At 53.8% G+C, this 25,521-nt stretch carries 15 protein-coding genes; 5 read left to right on the top strand and 10 right to left on the bottom strand.

Going from position 1 to position 25,521, the window contains the following annotated elements:
* Nucleotides 1-5: 5 nt before the first annotated feature.
* From BUC02_RS05445 to BUC02_RS05415, 7 genes are all read right to left on the bottom strand, one after another.
* Nucleotides 6-1,661, bottom strand: a complete 1,656-nt coding sequence (locus tag BUC02_RS05445; protein WP_083564402.1) for a right-handed parallel beta-helix repeat-containing protein — start codon at nucleotides 1,659-1,661, stop codon at nucleotides 6-8.
* A gap of 15 nt (nucleotides 1,662-1,676) precedes the next feature.
* Nucleotides 1,677-3,506, bottom strand: a complete 1,830-nt coding sequence (locus tag BUC02_RS05440; protein WP_073319657.1) for a glycosyl hydrolase 53 family protein — start codon at nucleotides 3,504-3,506, stop codon at nucleotides 1,677-1,679.
* A gap of 259 nt (nucleotides 3,507-3,765) precedes the next feature.
* A complete protein-coding gene (locus tag BUC02_RS05435) occupies nucleotides 3,766-5,424 on the bottom strand; it encodes a family 43 glycosylhydrolase (RefSeq protein WP_073319654.1) in 1,659 nt (552 codons plus the stop codon).
* A 34-nt stretch (nucleotides 5,425-5,458) separates the two neighbouring features.
* Nucleotides 5,459-7,039: a glycoside hydrolase family 43 protein gene (locus BUC02_RS05430; protein ID WP_073319860.1), complete on the bottom strand. Its 1,581-nt coding sequence runs from the start codon at nucleotides 7,037-7,039 to the stop codon at nucleotides 5,459-5,461.
* 111 nt (nucleotides 7,040-7,150) lie between these two features.
* Nucleotides 7,151-9,160: a family 43 glycosylhydrolase gene (locus tag BUC02_RS05425; RefSeq protein WP_175549807.1), complete on the bottom strand. Its 2,010-nt coding sequence runs from the start codon at nucleotides 9,158-9,160 to the stop codon at nucleotides 7,151-7,153.
* 173 nt (nucleotides 9,161-9,333) lie between these two features.
* Nucleotides 9,334-10,683 carry a LamG-like jellyroll fold domain-containing protein gene (locus BUC02_RS05420; protein ID WP_073319651.1) on the bottom strand — a complete coding sequence of 450 codons (1,350 nt, stop codon included), beginning with the start codon at nucleotides 10,681-10,683 and terminating at the stop codon, nucleotides 9,334-9,336.
* 10 nt (nucleotides 10,684-10,693) lie between these two features.
* Nucleotides 10,694-11,551, bottom strand: coding sequence for a TIGR02147 family protein (locus tag BUC02_RS05415; RefSeq protein ID WP_073319648.1), 858 nt, complete (start codon nucleotides 11,549-11,551; stop codon nucleotides 10,694-10,696).
* 314 nt (nucleotides 11,552-11,865) lie between these two features.
* On the opposite strand from BUC02_RS05415, the gene BUC02_RS05410 reads away from it, so the two are divergent.
* The 3 genes from BUC02_RS05410 to BUC02_RS05400 all read left to right on the top strand — a co-directional run bounded on the left by BUC02_RS05410 (nucleotide 11,866) and on the right by BUC02_RS05400 (nucleotide 18,109).
* Complete coding sequence (locus BUC02_RS05410; protein ID WP_083564401.1) at nucleotides 11,866-14,448, top strand: rhamnogalacturonan lyase family protein; 2,583 nt, start codon at nucleotides 11,866-11,868, stop codon at nucleotides 14,446-14,448.
* Between the two features lie 163 nt (nucleotides 14,449-14,611).
* Nucleotides 14,612-16,279 (top strand): SGNH/GDSL hydrolase family protein, encoded by a 1,668-nt coding sequence (locus BUC02_RS05405; RefSeq protein ID WP_254794112.1) that lies wholly within the window; start codon nucleotides 14,612-14,614, stop codon nucleotides 16,277-16,279.
* A 297-nt stretch (nucleotides 16,280-16,576) separates the two neighbouring features.
* Nucleotides 16,577-18,109: a glucuronyl esterase domain-containing protein gene (locus BUC02_RS05400; protein ID WP_073319642.1), complete on the top strand. Its 1,533-nt coding sequence runs from the start codon at nucleotides 16,577-16,579 to the stop codon at nucleotides 18,107-18,109.
* A gap of 94 nt (nucleotides 18,110-18,203) precedes the next feature.
* Here the strand turns inward: BUC02_RS05400 and BUC02_RS05395 are convergent, their stop codons facing one another.
* Both BUC02_RS05395 and BUC02_RS05390 read right to left on the bottom strand, forming a co-directional pair.
* Nucleotides 18,204-19,685: a glycoside hydrolase family 5 protein gene (locus BUC02_RS05395; RefSeq protein WP_083564400.1), complete on the bottom strand. Its 1,482-nt coding sequence runs from the start codon at nucleotides 19,683-19,685 to the stop codon at nucleotides 18,204-18,206.
* Nucleotides 19,686-19,834: 149 nt separating this feature from the next.
* Entirely contained in the window at nucleotides 19,835-21,961 is a 2,127-nt protein-coding gene (locus tag BUC02_RS05390) for an immune inhibitor A domain-containing protein (RefSeq protein WP_073319639.1), read from the bottom strand.
* 236 nt (nucleotides 21,962-22,197) lie between these two features.
* On the opposite strand from BUC02_RS05390, the gene BUC02_RS05385 reads away from it, so the two are divergent.
* Entirely contained in the window at nucleotides 22,198-23,022 is an 825-nt protein-coding gene (locus BUC02_RS05385) for a TIGR02147 family protein (RefSeq protein ID WP_073319636.1), read from the top strand.
* 3 nt (nucleotides 23,023-23,025) lie between these two features.
* A complete protein-coding gene (locus BUC02_RS05380) occupies nucleotides 23,026-24,573 on the top strand; it encodes a LamG domain-containing protein (RefSeq protein WP_139261025.1) in 1,548 nt (515 codons plus the stop codon).
* A gap of 1 nt (nucleotide 24,574) precedes the next feature.
* Here the strand turns inward: BUC02_RS05380 and BUC02_RS05375 are convergent, their stop codons facing one another.
* Nucleotides 24,575-25,477 (bottom strand): prepilin peptidase, encoded by a 903-nt coding sequence (locus BUC02_RS05375; protein ID WP_073319630.1) that lies wholly within the window; start codon nucleotides 25,475-25,477, stop codon nucleotides 24,575-24,577.
* Nucleotides 25,478-25,521: the final 44 nt, after the last annotated feature.

Below are 25,521 nucleotides of genomic sequence, written 5' to 3'. Positions count from 1 at the left end.
GAAAACTACTTCGTGAATGTGGGCTGCATTGCCTTGCGGTTACCTGCACGCCGGGCATTCACCGAGCGACCGTTCACGTAGAACAGGCGGCCCGGCCGTTGCATGTTCGGCCTGCGTTGCGGAAGCGGGCGCACAAACGTCGTCGAATCACCCGCAGAAATTTCCGTAGAATCCGCAGTCGAATCGACCGGCGCAACCGACGTATCGACCGGAACGACAATCGGCGTTACAGCAGTATCCTTCGGCGTGGTATCGACCGGCACTATAACAGGCGACACATAGCCGTATTCGTACGCACCCAAATCCGGAGCCTTGCCCTCGTACTTGAGACCCACATTCACGCCCTTGTCAATCATCTGGCTATTTTTCGCGAGCTTCAGGAAGTCGATATCCGGAAGGCTACCGTCGGCCTGACGCGGGCCGAATGCACCGCCGAGAGGCCCGAGTTCCTTGCCCGTCACGGTCATGCTCGGGTCAGACACGCTCACGAAATCCGATTCCTTCGGGGTAATATTCAGGTTCCAGGTATTGTATTCGCCCGCCGCATATTCACCGCCGATGTAGGCCGTCTTGTTCGGGAAGGCGATGTTGTTCTTCATCACGTGAGCCTTGCTCCCCTTGAGCACGACGCCGTCGGTGCGGTTGTCGTTTGCATCCCAGGTACTCGCCCACATGTTGAACGCAGTGCCGTTCATATAAGCCGTATTGTTGAACCAGTCGTTACCACCGCTGCTGTGATTTGCATAGAAACCAGACGCCTTGTTTTTCCAGGCCACGCAGTTGCGGATGGTGTGGCGCACCCCCGTCTTGCTGCTCCCCGCCTTGAAACCGTTGCCGTTGCCATCCTTCGGCTTGCCGGTGCCGTAGTTGCTGTAGCCGTGGCCCATCGCCCAGCTGTTCTCAATAACCACCGGGAATTCCTGGCTAATAAAATCCCAGCCGTCATCGCTGTTCCACCAGGCACGGCAACCGATGAACTTTGTCGTATCGCCACCCTGCTGGTAGTGCACGCCAAAGCCGTCGGCATTCTGACCATCTCCCTGGCGCCCGTTCGGGTCGTAGTTGTCGTGACTGTCGCAGTTCAAGAACAAATGTCCGCCGCCGCTTCCCGAGCCCTTCTCGTTCACGAAGAATCCCGAACCGCCGTTGTGGTGGCTATCGATCAGTTCCAAGAAGATATGCTTACTGCGGGACACGTACACGCCCACATTTGATTCGCCCTTCATGGGAACATTCTTGATTTCGAGCCCCTTCAGGTGCAGGTACTGCGCCTGGATAAGGATACCCGAAGTGTACCTTACGTTGTTCGAACCGTTGGCAATCGGCATCTTGCTGAAGTCGATGACCGGCTTTTCGCCCGGGTATGCGAGGTAATGAATGCGCTTGTTGTCGCTTGAACCGCTCTTGGTCAGGTGAATGCCCGCGAACATGTTGTCGTTTTTCACATAGTTCGTGTCCGTATGCAGGTAGGTTCCGCCGCGAATCCACACGGTATCGCCCGCGTTCACCACGGAATTCGCCTTGTTGAGGGTCGCAAACGGGCTATCCTTCGTTCCCTTGTTCGTATTCTTGCCAGCGGGGGCCACATAGTAGGTCGCTCCGAAAGTTTCCGCAGCAGCCAAGGCAATCACGGCCGCACACAACACGCGCTTCATTTTCATAAACACCTCATCCCGTTACTTTGAATATATCTTAATTTTCGATGCACGGTTCTTCAATGCACCCGCAGAACGCCCGTTCACCAGGAAGTTCCGGCCACCGTTACGGAGCGTATTGCTACGCACGGGAATCCTCTGGAGTACCGTCGTGCCGCTGTCGCCCACCACCGAGTCGCCGGGATTGACGGGGATTACCGCATTCTTATTCACGAACTCGATACGGTCGATATTCGGGCCGCCATCCTTCGTGAGCGAGGCGATAGTGATGGTGCTTGCACCCGCAGGCAACTTGAGCGTCACCGTGCTCGAATCCCACGATTCCCAGGCACCCGTCGATTCGAAGTCCACCGATTCCACCTGCACCTTGCCATTCACCGCAATACTTACCGGGCGATTTGCCGTAGAGCCGTTCGCAAAGACAATTTTCACGTCCTTGTCGCCCTCGCCTGCAGTAACCACGGAAAGCGTCAACGAAGAACCCACCTCGTTATCGAGATTCGCGTAGCCCTTGCCCGAAAAGCCCTCGTGCGTCGACTCGAGAACCGCCTTGTTGAACACGCCGTTTTCCGCTTCGTACTTGAGCGAATCCTTGCCCACGAACTTGAAGGTCGCGCCCAGGTTCACATCCTTGCCGAGACTTGCCACCGTGTATTCCTTGCCGTTACCCGTGTTGTCGCCGGTCCACGCCACGAATTCCCAGCCCTCCTGCGGAACGGCCGTAAAGGTCACCTTGCTCCCTTCCGCAATTTCACTACCCTCGATGCTCTGCGCAATCGAACCGCCGTAAGCGACCGTTGTCTTCACGTTGTACTTCTTTACGGCCTTGCCGTTTTGCACCCAGTCCGGGAGCGTCGCGTTGTATTTTTTCGCGATATCGCGCAGTTCCCTAAGGCGTGCATTCGCCGTGTATTTCTGGCCATCGCGATCAAACATCGGTTTTTTGCTGTAACGGGTCGGCTCCCACACGAAGGTTCCCCAGCCCAGGTCGCCAAATTCATAGAACACCGAGTTCACGAGGGCCGTGCGTTCGCCCGTATATTCGCAGCTCAACACCGCCTTCTTGTTCTTGACCACCAAGCCGAACATATCGCGCCAATCCTGCCCGTTGTTCGTGGTGCCGTAGGTGGAACCGCAAATGGCATCGTAGTCGATATTCGCGTGAATCTTGCTGTACCAATCCGCGAAGCCCTTCTCGGGGCGCGGCTGTCCATGCTGCATCACAATCTTGATAGAAGGATCCGTCTCGCGCACCGCACGCACGCCCGAATTGATGATGTTCGCGAAGTCCGCCGTCTTGCTCAGCGAAACGCCCGCCACCTTCGAGTTGATTTCGTTACCCACCTGCACCATGTCGGGGCGAAGTCCCGCCTTCATGAGCGCATCCATGGTCGTCTTCACGTGATTATAGGCGAGTTTGCCCATCTCGGCATTGCTCTTGCCCGCCCAGGAAGCCGGAACATTCTGGTGGCCGATGGATGCCCACGTGTCGCTCATGTGGAAATCCAGGAAGAATCCCATGTTGTGCGCCTTGATGCGCTTGGCGAGCGCGATGGTATGTTCCAGGTCGCACCAGCACACGTTGGAATTTGCACCGGAGTAACTCTCCTTGGCGTAGCCGATGCACGAATTTACGAAGGTGCGCACGCGGATAAAGTTGATTCCGTGATTCTGCAGGATATCAAAGAGATCCTGCTGCTTGCCGTTATCGTAGTATTTTGCCCCCAAGGACTCGTCTTCGAGCACCCACGAGACATCAACACCCACGATATACGGGCGCGCAAGCGCCGCAACCGCCACGGCACCCAAGACCAGCGCCGTTTTCTTGATGATTTTTCCCAATCCAAACATCCTTCACTCCTTTGTTTTTAGTTAATATTTTGTTGTACTATAAGTTGTACTACAATTTTCCATAAATATAACTCTTTTTACTATAAAACGTACTATATTTTTTGAAAAAATTTAAAATCGCCGTTTTCGAGCAAAAAACGGCGATATTTAATGTAGAACAAGCGTTTTCTCACCCATAAACAAGCCCTAGCGCGATGGCAAGCAGGCCGAGCACCGCAATCTGCTTGACGATGGCGAAATTTTCACGGTCGAACACGCTTTACCTCAGCTCGATTTTCTGGATGCGGCCGCCGAGCCTTACCACGTATGCGCCGGGAGCAAGATCCCCCACCGCAACTTGCGCAGCGTGACCGCGGGCAACAACCATGCCGTGCAGGTTCATCAGGGCGTAATCCGCAGCCTGCGAGAACCGCAACCCATCCACGCGAGAAACCCCAACAATCCGCACACCGAGATTCCCAGGCGCTGCGACTAACGACGTGGTTTCTGCGGAACTGCTCGATACAGCCTCGGAGCTGGAACTTTCGGGCGCGACCTCTACGCTGGAAGAACTATATGCAGATTCGTCGCCCATATATTCAAACTTGAACGACTGATTCTGCGTCCCGGTCTGTTTCCACACGACAAGCGGCATTCCCGCCTCCGTAGAGATGTTCAGGACATCGCCCAGATATTCACTTGCGGTATCCGCGTACAGGCGGTAACCATCATCCACGTTAAAGTTCTCGATGACAATGCGGTTTTCGGCCACAACAGTTCTTGCCGTATCAAGCAGGTTTCCCTTTCCGAACGAGAGATACTTTCCCGTTTCGATGTTCCTGAGCGTGTAGGTGTAACCATCGATTCTCTTGAGCGCCCACAACTGCGATTCGCTTTCTTCGGAATCCATCTGGATTACGACGCTACGGCTGTCTTCGAGACTCAGGCCGCTGTGCCGCGCCTTGATGCGGTAAACGCCATCCCTGATCGGCGCGTGGTCAACCTTCTTTACGCCCGCGTCGGTCATGGTGATGTTCGCGATGGTCGAGTCGTTTTCGTAGTAGGCGTAGTCCACACACAATGCACGGCGAAAACTGCCGCCAATCGCGCCCGTATGGTATATGTAATACCACTGGTTATGGAATTCAACGAACGCCTGATGGCTCGTATTGGAATTCTTGTTGTAGCCGACAATGACCTTGGAATTGGATACGGGCCCCGTCGGGCTTTTCATGGTCGCCTGGCCAATGCGTTCTTCCCAGCCGTAGGCATACGTCAAGAAGTAGTAGCCGTTCCTTTTATGAACATACGGAGCCTCGGTAAAACTGGGCGGCGTCACGTTGAACATGTTGCCTTGCAGTTCGACCATGTTTTCCTTGAGCCTGTAGCCCATCACGGCGCCATTTCCCCAGTAAATATAGGCCTGTCCGTCGTCATCGATAAAGACGGTCGGGTCGATATCGTAATTCACGCCGCTATTTGCCGGAGTCATGTCGCTGGTAATGAGCGCCTTGCCGATGGCATCCTTGTACGGGCCAGCCGGATGGTCCGCGACGGCCACGCCAACCGCAAAGTCCCTGCCGTCGTGCACGGTCACGTACCAGTAGAACTTGCCGTTCCGTTCGATAGTCTGGCTCGCCCAGGCGCTGCCACGCGCCCACTTGAACGACTTGATAGAAAGCACGGCCCCGCGATCCACCCAGGTATCCATATCTCCCGAAGAGAATATGTGCCAGTCGTTCATTATGTAGCCTTCATGACCGGCGGGCGCCTCGTCATGTCCCGTGAAGATATACATGGTATCGTTGTAAACGAGCCCTGCGGGGTCTGCCGTGAACATATTCGTGACAACGGGATTGCTTGCCGCAAATGCGCCAACGGCTAGCGACAAGCCGACACCCATAAAGCCGCCCCGTAGGGCGTTTCCCAATCCGAACATCCAAACACTCCTGTTTTTAACAAACTAATTTTTGTTAGAACATCACCCGATACGGAATCTGCCTGTCAAAACTACGGCCCTTGAGGTCACGGTAACCCTTGCGAGCAGGCACCTGCATTCCCTGGCGAGCTGCGCGCGGAGCAATCGCGGTAGTTCCGCTGCTAGAACTTTCGGGCGCAACTTCACTGCTCGAAGAATTTTCGGCGACAACAGAGCTGGAAGACTCCTTGATGCTAGAGGACGATTCCAGTCCAACAGCCGGCGGGGTTGCCTTCGCGAGTTTCACCTTCTGGTTGTCCGCACCGGTGCGCACCCAGGTAATCACAGGCATGCCCGAATCCTTCGAGACATTCAGCACGTCGCCCACAAAGTCGCTGTCATAGTCGCCGTACAGGTAGTAGCCCTTTGCGGCAGAGGCATTTTCGATGCGGATTTCGCAGGCGGTCGCCGACGTCTTGACGGTATCGAGCAGCGTCTTGGGCGGGCAATAGTAGCGGCCGGTACCGTAATTTCTGAGCGTGTAATGGCGGGCATTTTTCGCGCTGCGTTCCACGGTCCAGAACTGGTTTGCATCCTTTTCGCTTTCGGGACGCTGCACCACGATTCCGTTTTCTTCAACCAGCGAAAGAGCGCTGTGCGAAACGGTCAGGCGGTACGTGCCGTTTTCCACGAGCGCGTTATTTACTTTATCTACACCCGTGGTGGTACGCTTGATTTTCTGGATATTCGCATTCTCGTCGTAGTACAGGTAGTCGATATTCACGGAGCGGCGGTAGGTCCAGCCACCCGGAGCATTCGCACCATGATACATAAAGTACCAGTGGCCGAGATACTTAAAAATCGCCTGGTGATTCGTCTCGGAATTGTCGAGTTTGTCGTTCAGCACGCCCTTCTGCGTCCACGGGCCATTCAGGCTTGTGGCCATCGAGTAGTTCGTGGTGGACGGGTAACCCGAAGCATAACTGAAGTAGTAGTTGCCGCGGTACTTGTGCATCCAGGGCGCCTCGAAAAAGTCCCTGATCTTGATGTCTTCGGGCGTACTCGCAAGTTCAATCATGTTTTCCTTGAGTTTCACGCGACGGCCCGCGTTCCACGAACCCCAATACATCCAGATATCGTTCCCATCGTAGAAAATTGCGGGGTCGATATTCAGCGCGACATCGTTCGGGGTGTTGTCGGTCACGAGCGCCTTGCCAATAGCATCCTTCCACGGGCCCGAGGGGTGATCGGCCACCGCGACGCCAATCGCAAAACCTTCGTCTTGTTTGATGGTCGCATGATGTACGGCCACGTACCAGTAGAACTTGCCATTACGGTATTCGCAATGGCCCGCGAAGGCGTTGCCGCTCGCCCACTTGAAGGTCCGCCACGAAAGTACCGCACCATAGTCATGGTAGTTTTCCATGTCGTCGGTCACCAGCACATGCCAGTCGTTCATCAAGAAGAACTTGTTGTTGTTCCCCTGAGCGCCCTGCTCGTCGTGGCCCGCAAAAATAAACAGGCTATCGTTGTGCACGAGCGCCGCGGCATCGGCAGAGTAGAATTTTGTAGTGAGGGGATTCGCAGCGAAACAAGTCGCAGCAAGAAGCAGCGTGATTGAAGAAATTTTATGCATAATAAAGCCTACCTTAAGGGAGATCCCCACCTTGGTGGCCACGCGCACTAAGCAACAAGTTGCCAAGTGCTGTCCGCCCGCCTACGCGGGGATGACAAAAGGGTTACATCATTAGAACATCACCCTGTACGGAATCTGCTTGTCGAAACTACGGCCCTTGAGATCGCGATAACTCTTGCGTGCAGGCACCTGCACATCGTTACGAATGACGCGCGGGGCAATCGCGGTCGTTCCGCTGCTGGAACTTTCCAGCGAAGTCACGCTGGAGCTAGATTCCACCGGAGCCACGCTGGAACTAGATGCAGGCGGAACCACACTGGAACTCGAAACAGGCGGTTCAGCAATCTTGCCGAAGCGAATGTTGCCTACCAGCACTTCGCCGCTCATGCCGCTACCCGTGAGGTAGAAGTCCTTGATGCCCGAAAGCTTCTTGGTGGCAGAGCAGTTCACTTCGGTCCAGGCGCCGCTTGCGCAGCTCGAAGGAACGGTGCACTTGGAAAGTTCCGTACCCGAGACAGAACCTTCGCGGATACTGAGCGTTCCGCCGCTGCACTGCTGCAGTTCGACCTTGACTTCGGTACTCTTGATGGAATCCGTCACCACGTTTTCGAAGATTGCATAACCGCCGTTCTTGACGGCAAGCTTGTCGTCGTTCGTGAGGCGCACTTTGATGCCGTTATCGAAGCCGTTGCCCGGAATGGTATCGCGAATCACGCGCAAGAAGTCGATGCGGTCCAGTTCCGCAAAATTCTGGTCGGGTTCCACCTCGATAAAGTTGCCGCCACGCTTGAGCTTTGCAGGCACCATCGCCACAGACTTTTCGGGGAAACTGCCCCAGGAGCCCGTTTTCGGGAGTTTTACCGTCTGCGCCTTTCCGTTGACGGTTACCTTGTGCGTGGCGTCGGCATCGCCGCCGTTCGCGTAGCGGTAACGCATAATGTAGTCGCCCGCCTGCATAATGTTCATCGGCAAGCGAATCTTGGAACCTTTCGTATTGATGTAGCCCACGTATTCGCCGTTCGAGGCTTCCTTCGTGTAATTGAAGGTCAGGTCATCCGTCGCACCGCGTGTCATAATGCCGTGTTCCGCCTCGGCACTCAGGTAGCGTCCGAGGAAGGGCTGCCCCATTTCGGGCCAGTTGTCGTCGGTAAACACCAGGTCGCGAATGTGGATGTGGTTGAACTTGTCGCCGGTCAGGTCGTAGTAATGGTGCACGAAGCGGATGCGGTTTAGGTCCTTGAAAGCCTCACCGCCGCCCGGGCCCACGTAACGGCTGTATCGCTGCATCAAGATGGTTCCGCCACCCTTGTTGAGTTCCTTGCCGCTGCGGTCCTTGTAGGTTCCGTTCACCTTGTCGGCGCGGCCCATGGCCGTCTTGTAAGTGGTCTGTTCGATTTCATTACCTTGTTTGCAACATACGTCCCAAGCCGTGAACAAGAAATACTTTCCACCGTGCTCGATGAGGCTCGGGCCTTCGATACCCGTACCACCGCGCGTCGCAATCTGGTAGTTCGTCTTGTCGTCGCTCGCCTGCTTGCCCGTCTTGGGGTCCAGCTTGATCAAGCGGATACCGCCCGCGTTCCACGAACCGTACGTCATCCAGTACTGGCCATCGGGAGTCACCACCACATCGGCATCAATCGCGTTGTAGTTGTTGCTGTTCGTAGTGCGCGTTACCTCACCCTTGTCCGTCCAACCCTTCGCCGGATCCGAGAAGTTCAGGTTCGCGTTCGTCGCAACACCGATGGCAGACGTGCGCTGGCCAAAAACGGAGCCGCAGTAGAACACGCCGTACTGGTTATTGAAATGGAACAGGTCCGGAGCCCAGATGCCGTCAGTCCTTCCGCCCACGGCATTCTTGAGCCACTGCGGGCTGTCGTTGAAAATTCGCCCCTTCGAACTCCACTTGACCATGTCCGTCGAGGTCCACATTGCCAGGTTGTTATTCGTGGACATAAGGATGTAGCCATTCTCGTCCCTGTACATGGAAGGGTCATGGCCCCCTTGGCGCACGTCAGTTGCATACCACGACTGGGCGAACGCACCTTGGCCCGCAAAAGCGAGCGTGAAAATTGCCGCGGACACCACTCCGCGAGAATTCAATCCCATCACACCAAACATAATTATCTCCCTTTTTACTATAAGGTTTACTACTTTAAATATACACTAATTTTTAATAAAAGTCAATAGTTTTTACGCAATTTCAAACTAAATGATGTAATTTTTACAACACTTTACTTAAAAAATGTCCACATTTTGCAAGATGCGCCACGAAAGGGGCCTTAGGCGCCCGTTTATTCCCTTATAACCGCATATTGCAGGGCGTAGAAGAGTCGCATCCAGTTGTTGGACTGCGTACCGTCGAAGAAGAATACCTCGTCGATACCGCCGCGAAGCCCGCCGTAGCCAATTGCCGGGTTAAACGCGGCAGCAAAGCCCTCGCCCGAATCGAACTGCCTGGATTCCAGCAGCGTTCCGTCAATGAATGTGGTCACGCTATCGCCGTGAATCTTGAATGAATAGTTATGCCAGGTTCCGTCAAGCACCCCGTTCGCACGCCCCACGACCGTGTTGTAGACACCCGTGCGCGTATCGAGCCTGAGGTTCACCGCACCCGATGTTCCGCGCTTCTGCAGGGTGAAACCCACGCTGTCTTTCTTGGCCGAAATAATTTGTGCGTACTCGTCCACCTGCATAGAATCGATATTGAACCAGATGGAGAGCCCCATGTAGTAGCCGTCTTCGGAGAAGGGCTTGAAATCGGGAATGTAAAACCAGTTGTCGGTAGAATCCACCCAGCGGGAATTGCCGAGCACAGACGCAAGCTCGTTGCCGGTAGCGAGCGCCGCTTCGGACGGCACAACCGAATCAAAATGCTCCACATAGCGGGCCAGAGCCAAGTCAATGCGGTCGCTGGACTGGCACGATTCCACCACGTCGAGAGACACGGCATTGTTCTCATCGAAGGCAACCTGCGGCAGCACGCCCCAATAAACAGCGGAATCAGAAGCCTTTGCCGTAGGGGCGTCCGCAAGTTCGGCACGACTGAGGCGCACCATGCTGCCGTCAGCATCCAACAAGCAGGGGTTCTTTACTTCCGGGAGCCGGACCGCGAAGGGCATGCTTTCGAACACCTCGTCCGAACTGGCCAAATCTTCGAACCCCTCGGGAAGCACAAGCGCGACAGCGCCCTTGAATTCCGCATCCAGCGCACGGTCGATATTCGTGGAATTTTCCTCGACGTTCCAGGAAACAGCCACCGTACGCACGTTACCCTCCAGAGGGTGCACCGAAACGGATTCGTAATCGCCCACGGGCAGGCTATCGAGCGACATCACGCCCGACGCACACTCAATCGAGGTCGCCACATGCCTGTAGTCCACCGTATCTACATACAAAGTGTCACCCACGGTATCGGCACTCGCCTTGAACACCACAACAGTATCGCCCGCGACAACATCCAGATTTTCGGCAGAAACAAGAATCCGCGCAAGCCCCTTGTTGCCCGTATTCGTCTCGATGAGGATTCCTGCGGAATCCGTAGAAGACGTATTGCTGCAGCCCGCAAAGAAGGCGAGCACGCACACCGCGACAAAAGCGAACGCAAGACGCTCCGCATCAAAGATATTCCTAAAGCATCCCATAAACACCTCCCTACGCCTCGCCCGTTCCGGACGGTTTATTGTTTTCGCGGATGTTGCTGAACACGTGCAGGTTCACATGCTCCACGACGGTTGGAGTCTCGTTGTCGGCCATCACGATCTGGCGCACCTGCGCCTTGAATTTTTCGGCAGCCTTTTCGACCTTCGCCTGCGCGGATTTCGACACCGCGAACGTGAACGTGGTCATGTCGCGGGACTCGCTCCCTTCGGACTCCAGCGCCTGCTTCGAGAGTTCCAGGCACTGCTTCTGGAACTGGAGCACCATCTGGCTCTTGCTCTGCTGCACCGTGGCAAGGCTATCCTTCGTCGGCTTCCAGAATCCGCGTTCGTCCTTGCGCACGAGCGACATCTTTTTCATAAGTTCAAGACTCGCCTTCAGGCGCTTCTCGGATACGGGCGGGAAAATCTTCGCCGCGAGTTCCGACACGTCGTCGCCCACATCCATCACCTCGAGAATCGCATAGACCGTGCTGTTGTACCAGTTGCCAAAGAACTCGTAACTGTCCGGGTCCACAATCGCCTGCGGGTTCTTGTTCAGGCGCATCATGGCATCGAACGCCGCCTCGCGCACCTGGGCAGTCTTCCCCTGGTCAAAATCGACCATCGCCTCGAAATACTTTGCCTCGTTCCCCTTGAGCCCGATAACGTTGATAAAGCGTTCGCGCATGTTGTCGGTCACACGCTTGCCCTGCACCACGTCGTTGAAATAGCTGCGGGTATTCGGGAGCCCCAGCAAGTTGCAGAACTCGGTACGCGAAAACGATGGCTCCGCCGCCTGACGGCGCTCCTGGTATTCTGCCAGGAACTTGCGGAACTTGGTAAACTCGAAAATGTTTACGAAGGTATTCATGATATTAAATATACATAAAAATGTAGTACATAGTATAGTAAAAGTTGAAAATTTTCCCGGTACGGGACGCGTTCAAGCCCCGCCTCGGGGTGTTGACATTCGAAACAGGCGCAAAAAACGGCGAAAACGGAACTTTTTTCAGCAATTTTTCCAAAAAAATGTAGACATTTTACAACAACGAACAACTAACAATCTTTGTAAATTAAGGTAAATTATTGAGAAAATGTAGACTTTTAATAAAATTTAGATTATATTAAAAATCGGTACGATAAGTACCTGTTTGGTATAACTTCGACCCTTTTGGGGAGGAAAATATGGTGTATTGTGGAAAGAAAACGCCGCTTGCGGCGTGTGTAGCGTTGTCCTTTGGACTCGCCATCCCGTCTTTCGCGGCCCCGCGTCAGATGGAAAACCTGAGCCGCGGTCTCGTGGCTTCTAACGTCGGGAAAGGCATGCTGGTCAGCTGGCGCCTGCTCGGGAGCGACGCCCCGAATACCGAGTTCAATCTTTACCGTGACGGGACAAAAATTGCGACCATCGCAGGGAACGGCGCGACAAACTACCTCGACGCTTCGGGCAAGGCGACCTCCAAGTATACGGTCGCCGCAGTCGTGGGTGGCAAGGAAGGTGCGCAGTCCGGACTCTCGTTTGTGTTCGACAAGTCGGCCAATTCCGATGGTAAGAACATCCCGTATGCGACTCTCAAGCTTGACCGCCCGGGCGACCTCAAGATGCCCGACGGTTCCAGCTGCAGCTACACCTCGAACGACATGAGCGTGGGCGACCTGGACGGCGACGGGGAACTCGAGCTTGTCGTAAAGTGGGACCCGAGCAACCAGAAGGACAACTCGCAGAGCGGCTACACGGGCAACGTGTATATTGACGGCTACAAGATGAACGGCAAAAAGCTGTGGCGCATCGACCTGGGCAAGAACATCCGCGCGGGCGCCCATTACACGCAGTTCATGGTCTACGACCTAGACGGTGACGGCATCGCCGAAGTTGCCATGAAGACAAGCGACGGCACCATTGACGGTACAGGCAAGGCCATCGGCGACAAGAGCAAGGATTACCGCACAAAGACCGGCACCATCATGAGCGGGAACGAGTTCCTGACCGTGTTCAACGGCAAGACGGGTGCAGCCATCACGACCATCGACTACGTGCCGGGCCGTAATGTCACCAAGAACTGGGGCGACAACTACGGCAACCGCAGCGAACGCATGCTCGCGGCCATCGCCTACCTCGACGGTGTACACCCGAGCCTTGTGATGATGCGCGGCTACTACACCTACGCCTACGCGGTCGCCTACGACTTCGACGGCAAGCAGCTCAAACAGCGCTGGTACCACAAGTCCGAAACGAGGGGCAAGGGCATCTTTGGCGAAGGCAACCACAACGTTTCCGTAGGCGACATCAACGGCGACGGCAAGGACGAAATCGTGTTCGGTTCTGCGGCGCTCAAGTCCGACGGCACGCTCCTTTACCGCACAGGGCTCGGACACGGCGATGCACTCCACCTCTCTGACATGGACCCCGACCGTCCGGGCCTTGAATCGTGGGACGTTCACGAAGAAAAGTCCGCCGCCTATACCGACGACTTCCGCGGCCCCGACGGCAAGATCATCTGGGGCACCAAGCAGCCGAACCCGGGCGTCGACAACGGCCGAGGCCTCGCCGCAGACATCGACGCGGACCACCGCGGATTCGAGATGTGGAGCAGCGCGGGCGACGGCGTGAAGAACGTGAAGGGCCAGAAGATTTCGGGCAGCAAGCCCTCGGTGAACTTCCGCATCTATTTTGACGGAGACCTGCAAGACGAACTGCTTGACGGCGCAATAGACAAGTGGAGCACCAAGGACAAGAAGGCGAACCGCTACTTTACCTACGGCAACGTGAACAAGTCCACTACGAACAACGGAACAAAGAAGAACCCGAGCCTCGTGGCCGATTTGTTCGGCGACTGGCGCGAAGAACTTATCCTGCGTTCGGGCAGCGACGCCTCCATGATTACGATTTTCGGCACTCCGGTCACGACGGATTACCGCGTGTACACCCTGATGCATGACCCGCATTACCGCGTAAGCATTGCCTGGCAGAACGTGGCCTACAACCAGCCGCCGCACCTGGGCTACTACCTGCCCAACGCGGTAAAGAACCTGAAGCAGCCTTCCATTTATCTCGCAGGTGACGGTACTACCCCCGTGGTTATCGACCCGGTGATCGTCGACCCCGTCATTCCCGAAATCAAGCACGACATGACAAAGGAATCGTTCGTGGATGCATCCGCCCCGGCAGAAGGTAAAGGCTCCTTCGAAGACACGAACGAAGGCTGGAAGGAGAAGGGCTACTACAACTTCGATAACGATGCAGCAAGCTTCGCCACCTGGAAAGTGACCGCAAAGGAAGACGCGAAGACGACCGTCTCCATCGTGTTTGCAAACGGCGGGAACGATGCCCGCGACATGAACCTGTCCGTAAACGGCGGCGATGCGGTCAGCGTAAGCCTACCTTCTACCGGCAGCTGGACCACCTGGCAAGAAGTCCAGGTTCCCGTGAACATCGTGAAGGGTGAGAATACGCTCAAGCTCTCCTCCACCACGGAGAACGGCGGCCCGAACGTGGACGGTTTCTACTTCGGGGTACCGGGTGTGACGCTTTCCTCTGCAGAAGGGACGACCGCCCTTGCGACAGGCGTGCAGAATTTTGCCCGCGGCGGCTACGCCGAAATCGAGATTTACAACATGAGTGGCCGCATCGTGGGGACCATCGCGAAGTTTGTCGCCGCGGGCGAGAGCGCCGTGGACCTTTCGCAGGAACCGCTCCCGAAGGGGAGTTACCTTGTGCGCATAAAAATCGACGGCAAGTATATCTCCAAGGGAATCTTTAAGAAATAGAACCCCCATAAACTCCCCGTCTAGCGCCCTTTCTCAGAGGGGGGCTAGGCGGCTTTTTACCGTTAACGGATTTTAAAAAAAATTGAAATTTTTCTTGCTTTTTTGAAAATTTTATAGTACATTTTGTAGTACAAACACAAACGTGTGTAAAAGGGATGTTATTATGGATTACAAAACTGAAATCAAGGGCTACGACACCCTTGTCAAAACCGCCACGATGGTGACTATCGCAGCGCTTCTGGCCGCATTCTCCATGGCCGAAGCCGCCGAAAACTACAAGTTCGACTTCGGCGAGGGCCCGGTTGCCGCGGGCTACACGCAGGTCAAGGCCAACACCAAGTACAGCGACTCGCAGGGCTACGGCTTCGAAAGCGGGACGGTTTCTTCGGTAGACCGCCTGTGGGACGACGACCTCACCACGGATTTCTTGACGGCGAAGGGCGACATGGTTTTCTCGGTAGCTCTCCCGCAAGGCAATTACGAAGTGACGTTCATTCTCGGTGACGGCGAAAACGAAAGCGAAACCACCGTATGGGCCGAAAACCGCAAGCTCATGCTCGACCGCATCACCCTCGCCGGCGGCGTGTTCAGCAGGCAGACCGTTTCGCTCAGGCGCATGGAAACAAGAAGCATGGACGGCTCGGTGACCATGAGCATCAAGGACCGCGAAAAGGATTACCGCACCTGGGACAAGAAGCTCACCTTCGTCATCAGCGGCAAGGCGCCCGCCGTCGCAGGAATCGAAATCAAGCGTAACGACAACGTGACCACGCTCTGGCTCTGCGGAAACTCCACCGTGGTCGACCAGATAATGGCACCGTGGGCGGGCTGGGGCCAGATGGCCCCGGGATTTTTCAAATCCAGCCTTGCCATCGCGAACTACGCCGAATCGGGCCTTACCGCCAGCGGGTTCTACAGCATGAAGCGCCTCGCAAAGATTCTCGCCGAAGTCAAGAAGGGCGACTTCGTGACCGTGCAGTTCGCGCATAACGACCAGAAGAATCAAAACGACGTGAACAACTACGAAGCGACTCTCACCAAATACGCAAACGAAATCAAGGCGAAGGGGGCCACTCCGCTGTTCGTGACATCTACCGCGCGGCAAAACGAAACCGACCCGAAAACAGCTGTGGGCGGGCTTCCCGAACGTATGCGCGCCATCGGGAAAAAACTCGGCGTCACCGTACTCGACCTGAACCAGCACAGCATCACGCTCGGCAAGGCGCTCGGAGGCAACAAGGAAAAAATGTACATGTACACCGCGAGCGACAAGACGCACTTCTGCGAATACGGCGCCTACGAGCTCGCCCGCGCGAACATCGAAGAAATCAAGGCGAAGGTGCCCGAACTCGCCAAGCACCTGCGCGACGATCATGAAGCGTTCGATTCCAGCAAGCCCGACCCGCTCGACGTCCTCACACGGGCAAAGACACCCATCACCGAAGGCGGCTTGATTCAGGTGGAGCCGGAATCCAGCAGTTCCGAAGAATCGGAATCCTCTTCAAGTGCAGAAATCGCCGGTCCGGAATCGTCCAGCGCAACAGAAGGCGCATCCTCCGGCACAGAAGATACCGAGGGCATCACCGCCGCCGAATCCATGACTCCGCACAACGCCATCAGCGGACGAATCGACGGTAGCAAGCTCCGTCTCGAGGGCATCGACGGCGGCGCACACGACATCAGCGTCTTCGACATGCAAGGCCACCGCATCGCGGAATTCCGCGCCATGCAGGGGAACGAACTCCACATCACCCTGCGGCAAGGCGCCTACCTCGTCAAGGTCGCGCAAGGCAACAGAACCCTCGGGATATTCAAGGCCGTAAGGCGCTAACTCTCTCGCAACAACACACCTCCAAAAAATCCCCGGCCATCTCGGCTGGGGATTTTTCTTAAAGTTCAATTCAGTTGCGACGTAATCAGTCTTTTCGGACCAGCTTATTTATTACGGTTACCTTGGAAATCCCATAAAAAATATCCTTTTACTGAAAGATGTGGACATATTTGTCCACAGCATAAACAATTTGAACACCATATCTATGCTATTCAAGCATATATTTAAAGTACCCATTATAATTAAGGTTGTTTAACACAATGGGTTTGGGTTTCTGTTTGGCGAAAGGAGTGAAACATGAAAAAGGGCCTCCACACGGCGCTTCTTTTTGGTTTATGTTCCATGGTATTTGCAGAAATACCGCTCAATTTCGACCTCGAAAACCGCGGCAAGGATCTTGGCGCCAAGGCGGGCGAACTTAAGAGCAATAGAAAACTCCCCAACCCATTCGAATTCCACGACGGTTCCAAAGTCACCAAGTATGGCGACTGGAGCAAGCGTCGTAACGAAATCAAGGCCGATATCGAAAAGTACGAAATCGGCGACAAGCCGATTCCTTCCGACGTGAGCGCCACTTACAGCGGCGGCACCCTCACGGTCACCGTCAAGGAAGGCGGCAAGACGATGACGATTACGTCGAAATTCAGCATTCCGTCTGGCAACGGCCCGCACCCGATTATCATCGGCATGAACAGCGGTACGGGGTCGCTTTCCTCTAGCCTGTTCAGCGGCTTTGTGCAGGTGCCTTTCAGCCACGACCAGGTGGCGAAATACTCCATGAACGGTCAGAAGGACACGAACGTGGGTTTCTACAAGTTCTACGGCAACAAGAACCAGAACGGCGACTATTCCGCATGGTCTTGGGGTGTAAGCCGCCTGATTGACGGCCTTGCGCAAATTGCCGACCAGTACCACCTGGACATGAGCAAAATTGCAGTCACAGGTTGTTCCTATGCGGGCAAGATGGCACTCTTCGCAGGCGCCTTCGATGAACGCGTGACGCTCACCATTGCCCAGGAATCGGGTGGCGGCGGCATCAACTCGTGGCGCACTTCCGCAGACTTCGCAAGCCGCGGCACGAACATCGAAAAAATCGACAACACGAACTACAGCTGGTTCATGCAGAGCCTCAAGAGCCAGGACCCGTACAAGCTCCCGCACGACCATCACGAACTCATCGCCATGATCGCCCCGCGCGCAGTGATTGCACTCGGCAACCCGCCCTACGAATGGCTTGGCGACGAATCGGGCTACAAGTCCATCATGGCAGCGACCGAGGTGTGGAAGGCCATGGGCATCGAAGACCGTATCGGTTTCGACTTTACCGGCGGCCACGAGCATTGCCAGGCAGCGCCGAACCAGAACAATTCCGTGACAGCGTTCGTGGACAAGTTCATGCGCGGCAAGAACGCCAATACCGATATCCACGTCAAGCCCACGAACGGCAAGGGTTTCAAGATTGATAACTATGCCGACTGGATTGACTGGGAAACGCCTTCGCTCCCGTACGAAGAACCCAAGCCGGACACTTCCAAGCAGGACACGACCGTGCAGGATACTTCCAAACAGGACACTTCGAAGACCTCCCTGAAGATGGCACACCTCGCTCCGTCAATGAACATGTTCGTATCAAACGGCTTCTTGCATGTACAAGGCGCACCCGAGGGCACCAAAGTCCGCTTGTTCGACTTGCAGGGTAACCTCGTCCGTGAATTTGGCGAAAAAGGCGGAAATCTTGCAGGCATTCGCGTCGGTAAGTTGACCGCTGTATTTGTCAGCAGTTGTGGCCAAAAGCTCGGCCATAAATCGTTCAGCTATACCGGACTCTAGAAGTCAACCTGAACAAATTCCAAATTATCATTCCTTATTGATTCGAAAAAACTCCCCGACGAACGCCGGGGAGTTTTCGTTGTAACAAAGAGCCTTAGCGCAGATTCACTTTCAACTGACGATTACCGCTTTTGGCGATATAGACGCCTTGGCGCAAGCCCTGCAACGAAAGCCCGGAAGTTCCTCTGCGGAGCATGTTGCCATTCATATCGAACAGCTTGATGGCTCCACTAGCATAAAGCATCGCTCCTTCGCGGCGGAGATTAACGCGACCAAAAGAACTCGTAACGCCGCCATTCCGCACGGCAATCGTTCCGGCTCCGCCTTCCACAAAGTTTTCGTCATGAGTAATTCCCGTATTCACGTAGTCACCAAGACCATACGCTTTCCGCATAATGTCTAGCACATCTTTGTCAAAAATGGAGCCATCGGGCTCACTCTGCCTGCGGATAATGGTCATGTTGTTTTCACCTTCGTGACCCGTATCCCAAGCAATCGGCACCACCTGATTCGCCTTGCAGGAACTCATGAACGCCTGGTAATATTCAAGGCGACCTTTGCGGTGCTTGTCATAGTTGCTACCCGTAAGCACGCCTACGCGGTCGTTTGCGCCAAATTCACCGATAATCACCGGCACGCCTTTATCCACGTAGTTTTTCTTCATCTTGCCAAGCGATGCATCCATCTGGCTCTTGGTGCAGGGATCACCCATGCCACCGCCCCAGGCATTGTAACCGCAATTATGGACGATATCGTCACCCGTAGCAAGATTGTCGCCCGTACCCCAATAATACTGCGGTTCCACAATGGCGCCCCAGTTGGCAGGTTCATTCATCAGCGTATAGGTGTACGGATCGTAGTAGTGAACCTCAAACATCAAACGGTTCTCGATCACGTCTTTCGGGAGCTTATCCACCGTATAGACTTCAACCGAGCGGTCAATACTCGTAGAAGGCCCTTGAATCACAAGCGTACGGCTTGCGTTGTTACCACCCGTGGCACGCACGGCGTCCACGAAAGTCTGGTGGTATGTTGCCAAGATTTCGGTTTCATGCTTGTAATTATCGTCAGTCGTAGCAGGCTCGTTTGCGCTCGCGAAAAGCAGGCGTTCGTTGTAGTTCTTGAAGCGTGTGGCAATCTGGGTCCAGTACGCCTTTTGCTTGGCGTTCACCTCGTCCTTCTTGTCGTCACTCAAGTTCCCTTCGAGCCAGCCGCCATCCCAATGAATGTTGAGAACCGTCACTAACCCTGCGCGCATGCACATGTCCACCACCGTCTGCACGGAATCCATCCAACTTTCGTTAATGACTCCGTCTTTGGCGTGGCTATCCCAGGCGCAAGGAATGCGAATCGTGCTGAATCCGGCCGCCTTCACCGAATCGATGTAGGCCTCTGTCGGGAACTTATTGCCCCAACCGGTCGGATTGCCCGGCACTTCCATCGTGTTACCGATGTTGATGCCGAAGCCCATTTTATTGAAAATTTCGGTCGCAGTCGGAAGCGTAGCGCCCCACGACATCGAAACCAAAGACACGGAAGCGGCCACCGCCGCAGTCCTGAGGAAGCGTCTTTTCATAACAACCCTTTAGCGCCTCTAACTCCAGAGGCACTTATTTAAACAACCTTGCCCTAAATATAATATCAAAAAGGGGACGCTCACGGCATCCCCAAAATATTCTTTTTTGACAAAAAATCCACACCGGCAAGCGCGTTGCCGAATGGGGTTTAAGGGCAAGACAACTTGCGTTGCGAAGTAAAGTTCCCCGCCGTAAAGCGCACCACGAATGCGCCGTGGCTCATGCCCGCAAGATCAAGCGTCATCGCGCTGCCGGAGAACTTTTCCGAATAGAGCAAGCGGCCCTGCATATCAAACAGACGTACCGTCTTTAAACCCGGCATATCGGCCAGTACATGAAGCTGGCGACCTTCCAGCGAATAATGCACCTGCGGCATTACGGCGCCAGCATCAGCGATACCCATAAACGCAGACGAGCTGGAACGCTGCCAGATATTGAAGCTAGACGAAGACACAATCTTTACGCTGGAGCTGGACGCCACACTGCTTGACGAATTCCGTTCACTGCTAGAGCTGCGTACGCTGCTAGAACTTCTGGCCAAACTACTGGAACTTCTCGCAATACTACTGGAGCTTCTGGCGATACTGCTAGAACTAGCAATGCTGCTGGAACTGGCAACAGATGAACTCGATTCTTCGGGGCAAGCCGAAAGCGACATTCCCTGCGATGTGGTAAAGCAAGCCCTGTCGTTACCGTCTAGCACAATATTGTAAACGCCCGGCACAGAGGCTTTGCCATTCTTGTTTACGTAAGTGAAATTGGCGTAATAGCCCTTAGCGCCCTGCACGGCCACAATCGCCACTCGCTGGTGGTTAATGTCACCGTTTGCATTATTGTTCGTCACGCAAATTTTCTGGTCAAAGTCAATATACCACACGTACACGCCATTGGCACTGGAACGCGCACCCCAGCCCAGAGAATTCTTGATATACGAATCATATGATTCCGCAGGGCGATATTCAACAACAAAGTATTCGTCGTTTTGGTTCGGGTTCGTAACGGAATACGCCTCCATCTTGCTCAACTTCTTGAGCGAGTATGTTTTATCGGCTTCCAGTTCTTTCAGCTTCAGCCAGCCCATGATTTCTTTTTCGTAGGCGGAATAGCCCATGGGTGCATTGCCCTCGTTCATCGTAGAGCCGTTATACATACCCAACGACATAATGTCGTAGACACTCGGACCGTCGACCTGGTTATCGTTTGCGTCCTTGCCGTAATGGTCATTCAAGCCCATCACATGACTGAACTCATGGGCAAACGTACCCATCTTGTTGATTTTCGAATTCCTGGAACCATCCGCATACTGGGCGATAAACAAGTACTTGTCAAAAGTGTAGCCGCCTGTTTTATACGCCGAAGGGAACCAACCCGAAGAAGATCCGTTCGACTGCATCCAGAACTGGTGTCCCCAGAACAGACCGCTCTGCTTAAGGGCATCTTCTTCCATGCCCGGGAACAAGAAGATAAAGCCATCGACATTGGTTCCGCTGAAACAATACTTGGCCGCATTAGCCTGGAAATCGGCACGTTTTGCCAACTCCGTAAGGCCCTCGGCAGTAAACTGGCCTTCCTTAAAATTGTCGCCGGTGCCATAGTCCGTCAACGCCTTGTTGAGCTTGATCGGGTACACGTCGAAATGCGGCGAGAACATGCTGTCGGACACATACAAGAAGTAGTCACGCAGGCTTCCGATATTGTTGTTGACGTTGTAGCCCGGCTTGTTCAAGAAATCATAGAACGCAGCCGAATCGCCATGATTTTTATCGGACGTGCCAATCAGAAGTACCGGGAACCAGCGCTCTCCCTTCGTCCACTTTTCAGAAACCGCACGGCGAAGCATCAAGGCAGATACGCCATCTTGGTTGTATGCCATTACAGGCGTATGGGTAAACTTCTGTTCGCTGTTCAGTCCTTCTTCATCGGGAAATCGGCCACCATTCAGTTCTTGGTGCTTTTGATGAACCGCCTCCTGATTTAAACCGTTCAAAAAGGATTTTTCTTCGGCTGTACGGTCCACCGGATTCTTTGCAATAAACTTGCTCGGAGTGCCGTCTTCACCCACATACACGTAACTACCGTTGCCATCACCCGCTACAAGGAAACCGTCAGAAGTTTCTGTAAAGAAGTAATGTTCATCACCGAAATGACGAATCGAAACGGAGCTACCGTCTTTGTTGGAAACAGTCTGGAAACCCGGAGCAGCCGGACGCGCACTCACTTGCGAAACCAGAGTGCATACCGCCGCCATCATGTATACAAATAACACCTTTTTCATTTCCCAAAATCCTCATCTATAAAATAACCCCTTTTTTCCGAAATATTCCAACTTGTTGTAGTAAAAATGTGTTAGCATCGTGTAATAAAAGCTTAAAAACAGCTCATTTTGACGAATTCGGTGTAAAAATTCCCATTTCTTAGCCGTTTCCCGCCATTTTGTGACCTGCGTAACATGTTCTCAAAAATTTCAAAAAAAATTATACAATATCCGCGTAAAAAATCTATATTAAGACCGTGAATCGTTTTTTAGACATATACCAGTTTACTCACTTCCGCAAGTTCTTGGAAGAATACCAGGTTGCCCGTGCCAAAGAGGAACCCGGTTTTACCCGTACTGAAATTTGCAACCTGCTCGGCCTCGAAAAGAGCCGCAGTTACTTTGCAGATGTTGTCAGGGGCAAAAAGGTTAGCCCCCGCATGGTGCAAAAATTTATTGAAATCCTGGAACTCGACAAAAAAGAAGCCAAATACTTCGAAACCCTGGTCGAACTGGACCAGGCCAAAAACGAATCTATTCGTAACGCCGCGATGCAGGAGCTCTTGAAGCAGCACCCGAATCCGCAGCACATTTTAAACGAAGACGCCTACGACTACTACAGCCACTGGTACAACAGCGCCCTTTTCGCAATCCTCGACGCCATGGACGTGGACGACGACATGACTCCGGTGCAAAAGCGTATATTCCCCAAGGTTCCGCTCGGAAAGCTCAAGGACTCGCTTGCACTCCTGGAGCGCCTCGGACTTGCGCGCAAGAACGAAAACGGCTTCTGGAAGCCCACCAAAGAAAGTATCAGCAGCGGCCCGTACAACAACGCGGAACTCATCAAGCAATACCAACTGCAATGCTTCGAACTTTCGAAACAGGCCCTGATGACGCCGCCCAAGCAGCCGACCGTCATGAGTACGCTCACCTTCAGTATTTCGAGCGAGGCATACAAGAAACTCGAGGCGGAACTACAGGAATTCAAGGCGAAGGCAAGGCGCATTATTGGCGAAGACAAGGAACAAGCCGACGGCGTGTACCAAATGAATATTCACCTGTTCTCAAATTTGGAGTAAACCATGACAAGACGAGAAATGACAAAATTTGCAACGCTCGCCTTCTCCATGGCGACACTTTTCAGCGCATGCGCAATACCCGAAGACAACGGGACCTCTACCGCAGGCGTACTCACCGAGACAGAATCCGGGCACACCGTGGCTTTCGCCATTGAAGAAGATCTTGACCATGTCATGGTCCCCATGTCCGCCAAAAAATCGGGAACAGTCCAGTTTGCCCTGACAAAGATTGTAGACGGGAAAACCAAGTTAATGGATTCCGCCACTGTCGAATACGGGGATTACGCCGTATTCGAAGACATAACGGGCGCATACAGCGTTGTGGCAACCGTAACCGGAATGGACGGCGAAAAAGACACCCTCTATGGTGCCGACATTTTGAAAAGGAACGATGTCGACACCGTCGTGGTCGGAGTTCGAAAGCCAGCCACATTACAGATTTCAACCGATTACAAGATTTGGGAAAATTCCGATTCTGTCAGTGTATTCGCCAAAGGCGACACGCTCTGCATTACAGGCACACTCGCTTGCAAGCAAGTCACCAAAGAAGACATTAAACAAGGCTATGCCACCCTCGGAAACATTCCGCTTTTCAACAATGGCGATGTTGCAAAGCAAATTGAGATTTCTAACGGCGAAGATTTCCGCGCTGTCGGAGTCACGCTGAACCTGAACGCCGGCGACACTCTGTTTGTTGACAACGTCTTGAGCATCAAACATCTCTACGACATCGAGCTTACCTTGCCGAAGTCAGACCTGTTCGATTCCCTGGGTGAATACTCGCTAGATTCGCTTATAGTGCCGATCCATTTCTGGTACAACAGCAAATCTTACATAAGAAGCGCCAGTTACTACACAGATAAATTTATTGACGCTCAGAAAAACATTCTTCTTGGACCAAGATACAGCAGAATGTTCGCAGAAGACTCCTTTTACGCCTGGTATGTGATTCCCAAGATGGATTCCATCACGATGTTGACCGCATTCGAAGGAGATATCAACTGGGACAACGTTCCTAGTTCGTATGACCGCATTCGCGAGTTCGTTTCTGAACCCGTAACCGATTCTCTCCTTACGACCCGCAAGGTATTTACCGACAGCAGTTTCGCACTTTCGTTCTGGTTCGAACTGGACAATCTTGAAAAAGACGGTCGACTGTTCTACTCGGGCACCGACAGCCTGGGCTTTGAAATCCGCCGCTGTGAAAAGGATTCCACCGCACTCTGCGCAAGAATCTACAATGGCATCGATACGGTATCGACCGACTCTATCGAATACGGCAAGGCAAGCGTCATTGACGGCAAACGCCACCACTATTCATTCGTCATTCACAAAAAGCACCTGACGATTGCCATAGACGGCGAAACCGTTCGCGACACCGACCTCAAGCTTTCAACGGAATTCTTCAAACTCGAAGAAATCTACACCGGTAGCGCACCAGCGCAAGACGTGATGCTCTACTCCTTCGGCGACTTTATCAAGCACAAGAAGGACAAGAACTGGACCCGCCTCAAGGCCTGGCTCTACGCCTTCTACGAAATGCAGAAATAAATTACTCGCCGACAACGAATTTCAAATAAAGTTCCTTAAGGGCATCGCCCCACAAATACATAAACGGGGCGGCCACTGCGAGGAACGGGCCAAAGGGAATCTGGCCGGCGCCTTCGTCTTCCGCCTCGTCTGCGGAAGCTTTTTTATTTTGCGAAGCCTTGTTTTGAGCAGCCTTTTTAGCAGCCCTGCGTTCAGCAACCTTTGCGTACGGCACCATAATGAGAATGCCAAGAATCGAAGCGACCACCAAGACTTCGACCGCGCGGGTCACACCCATAATTGCGCCAAAGCCGGCCAGCAACTTGACATCGCCAAAGCCCATGGCAGCCTTGTTCAGCACCTTGGTCGCCACCCAGCCGAGCAGGTAAAGTCCACCGCCCGCGGCAACAGCGCCCACAATACTTTCAACCGGAGTCATGCCACCCGGAATAAAAGAAATGACAAGGCCAGCGACAATGCCGCCCACCGAAATGGAATCAGGAATTAATTTGTACTTAAAATCGACAGCGCTTACCGGGTAAATGCCAAGCAACAACCAGAACAGGGCGAGGGCATCGGCCCACACTTCGAGGCTTTGCACCGGAGCCGTAAAATCCGTAGTGAATCCGGTCGCCGCATACAGGGCAAGCGCCCCCAGCAAACCGCACAGAGATTCGCCAATCGGGTAAATAATGCTAATGGGCTGCTTGCAGCAGGCGCTCTTGCCGCGCAAAATGAGCCAGCCCACAATAGGCAAGTTGTAATACAGCGGAATATGCTTCTTGCAAAGCGGGCAGTGCGAAGGCGGGTTAATCAGCGAAATTCCGCGGGGCATGCGGTACACAATTACGTTATAAAAACTGCCAACGCAGGCGCCCAGCACAAAAAATACGGCCAGGCTGTACCAAAGGGGGATTTCTTCCATAAACTTGCTCCATCAGTGTAAATTTTCACTCACGCTTTTCAAAT

The sequence above is a fragment of the Fibrobacter sp. UWOV1 genome (assembly GCF_900142495.1).
GTDB lineage: Bacteria > Fibrobacterota > Fibrobacteria > Fibrobacterales > Fibrobacteraceae > Fibrobacter.
Note: the sequence above shows the minus strand (reverse complement) of the source record. Positions and strands in the feature narration are given on the sequence as shown.

Bases quoted from the DNA above. Each gene is read 5' to 3' on its own strand.
- BUC02_RS05425 (WP_175549807.1), bottom strand. From the start codon at position 9,160: ATGTTTGGTGTGATGGGATTGAATTCTCGCGGAGTGGTGTCCGCGGCA.
- BUC02_RS05405 (WP_254794112.1), top strand. From the start codon at position 14,612: ATGGATTACAAAACTGAAATCAAGGGCTACGACACCCTTGTCAAAACC.
- BUC02_RS05415 (WP_073319648.1), bottom strand. From the start codon at position 11,551: ATGAATACCTTCGTAAACATTTTCGAGTTTACCAAGTTCCGCAAGTTC.
- BUC02_RS05420 (WP_073319651.1), bottom strand. From the start codon at position 10,683: ATGGGATGCTTTAGGAATATCTTTGATGCGGAGCGTCTTGCGTTCGCT.
- BUC02_RS05380 (WP_139261025.1), top strand. From the start codon at position 23,026: ATGACAAGACGAGAAATGACAAAATTTGCAACGCTCGCCTTCTCCATG.
- BUC02_RS05430 (WP_073319860.1), bottom strand. From the start codon at position 7,039: ATGCATAAAATTTCTTCAATCACGCTGCTTCTTGCTGCGACTTGTTTC.
- BUC02_RS05440 (WP_073319657.1), bottom strand. From the start codon at position 3,506: ATGTTTGGATTGGGAAAAATCATCAAGAAAACGGCGCTGGTCTTGGGT.
- BUC02_RS05435 (WP_073319654.1), bottom strand. From the start codon at position 5,424: ATGTTCGGATTGGGAAACGCCCTACGGGGCGGCTTTATGGGTGTCGGC.
- BUC02_RS05390 (WP_073319639.1), bottom strand. From the start codon at position 21,961: ATGAAAAAGGTGTTATTTGTATACATGATGGCGGCGGTATGCACTCTG.
- BUC02_RS05395 (WP_083564400.1), bottom strand. From the start codon at position 19,685: ATGAAAAGACGCTTCCTCAGGACTGCGGCGGTGGCCGCTTCCGTGTCT.
- BUC02_RS05445 (WP_083564402.1), bottom strand. From the start codon at position 1,661: ATGAAAATGAAGCGCGTGTTGTGTGCGGCCGTGATTGCCTTGGCTGCT.
- BUC02_RS05400 (WP_073319642.1), top strand. From the start codon at position 16,577: ATGAAAAAGGGCCTCCACACGGCGCTTCTTTTTGGTTTATGTTCCATG.
- BUC02_RS05410 (WP_083564401.1), top strand. From the start codon at position 11,866: ATGGTGTATTGTGGAAAGAAAACGCCGCTTGCGGCGTGTGTAGCGTTG.
- BUC02_RS05375 (WP_073319630.1), bottom strand. From the start codon at position 25,477: ATGGAAGAAATCCCCCTTTGGTACAGCCTGGCCGTATTTTTTGTGCTG.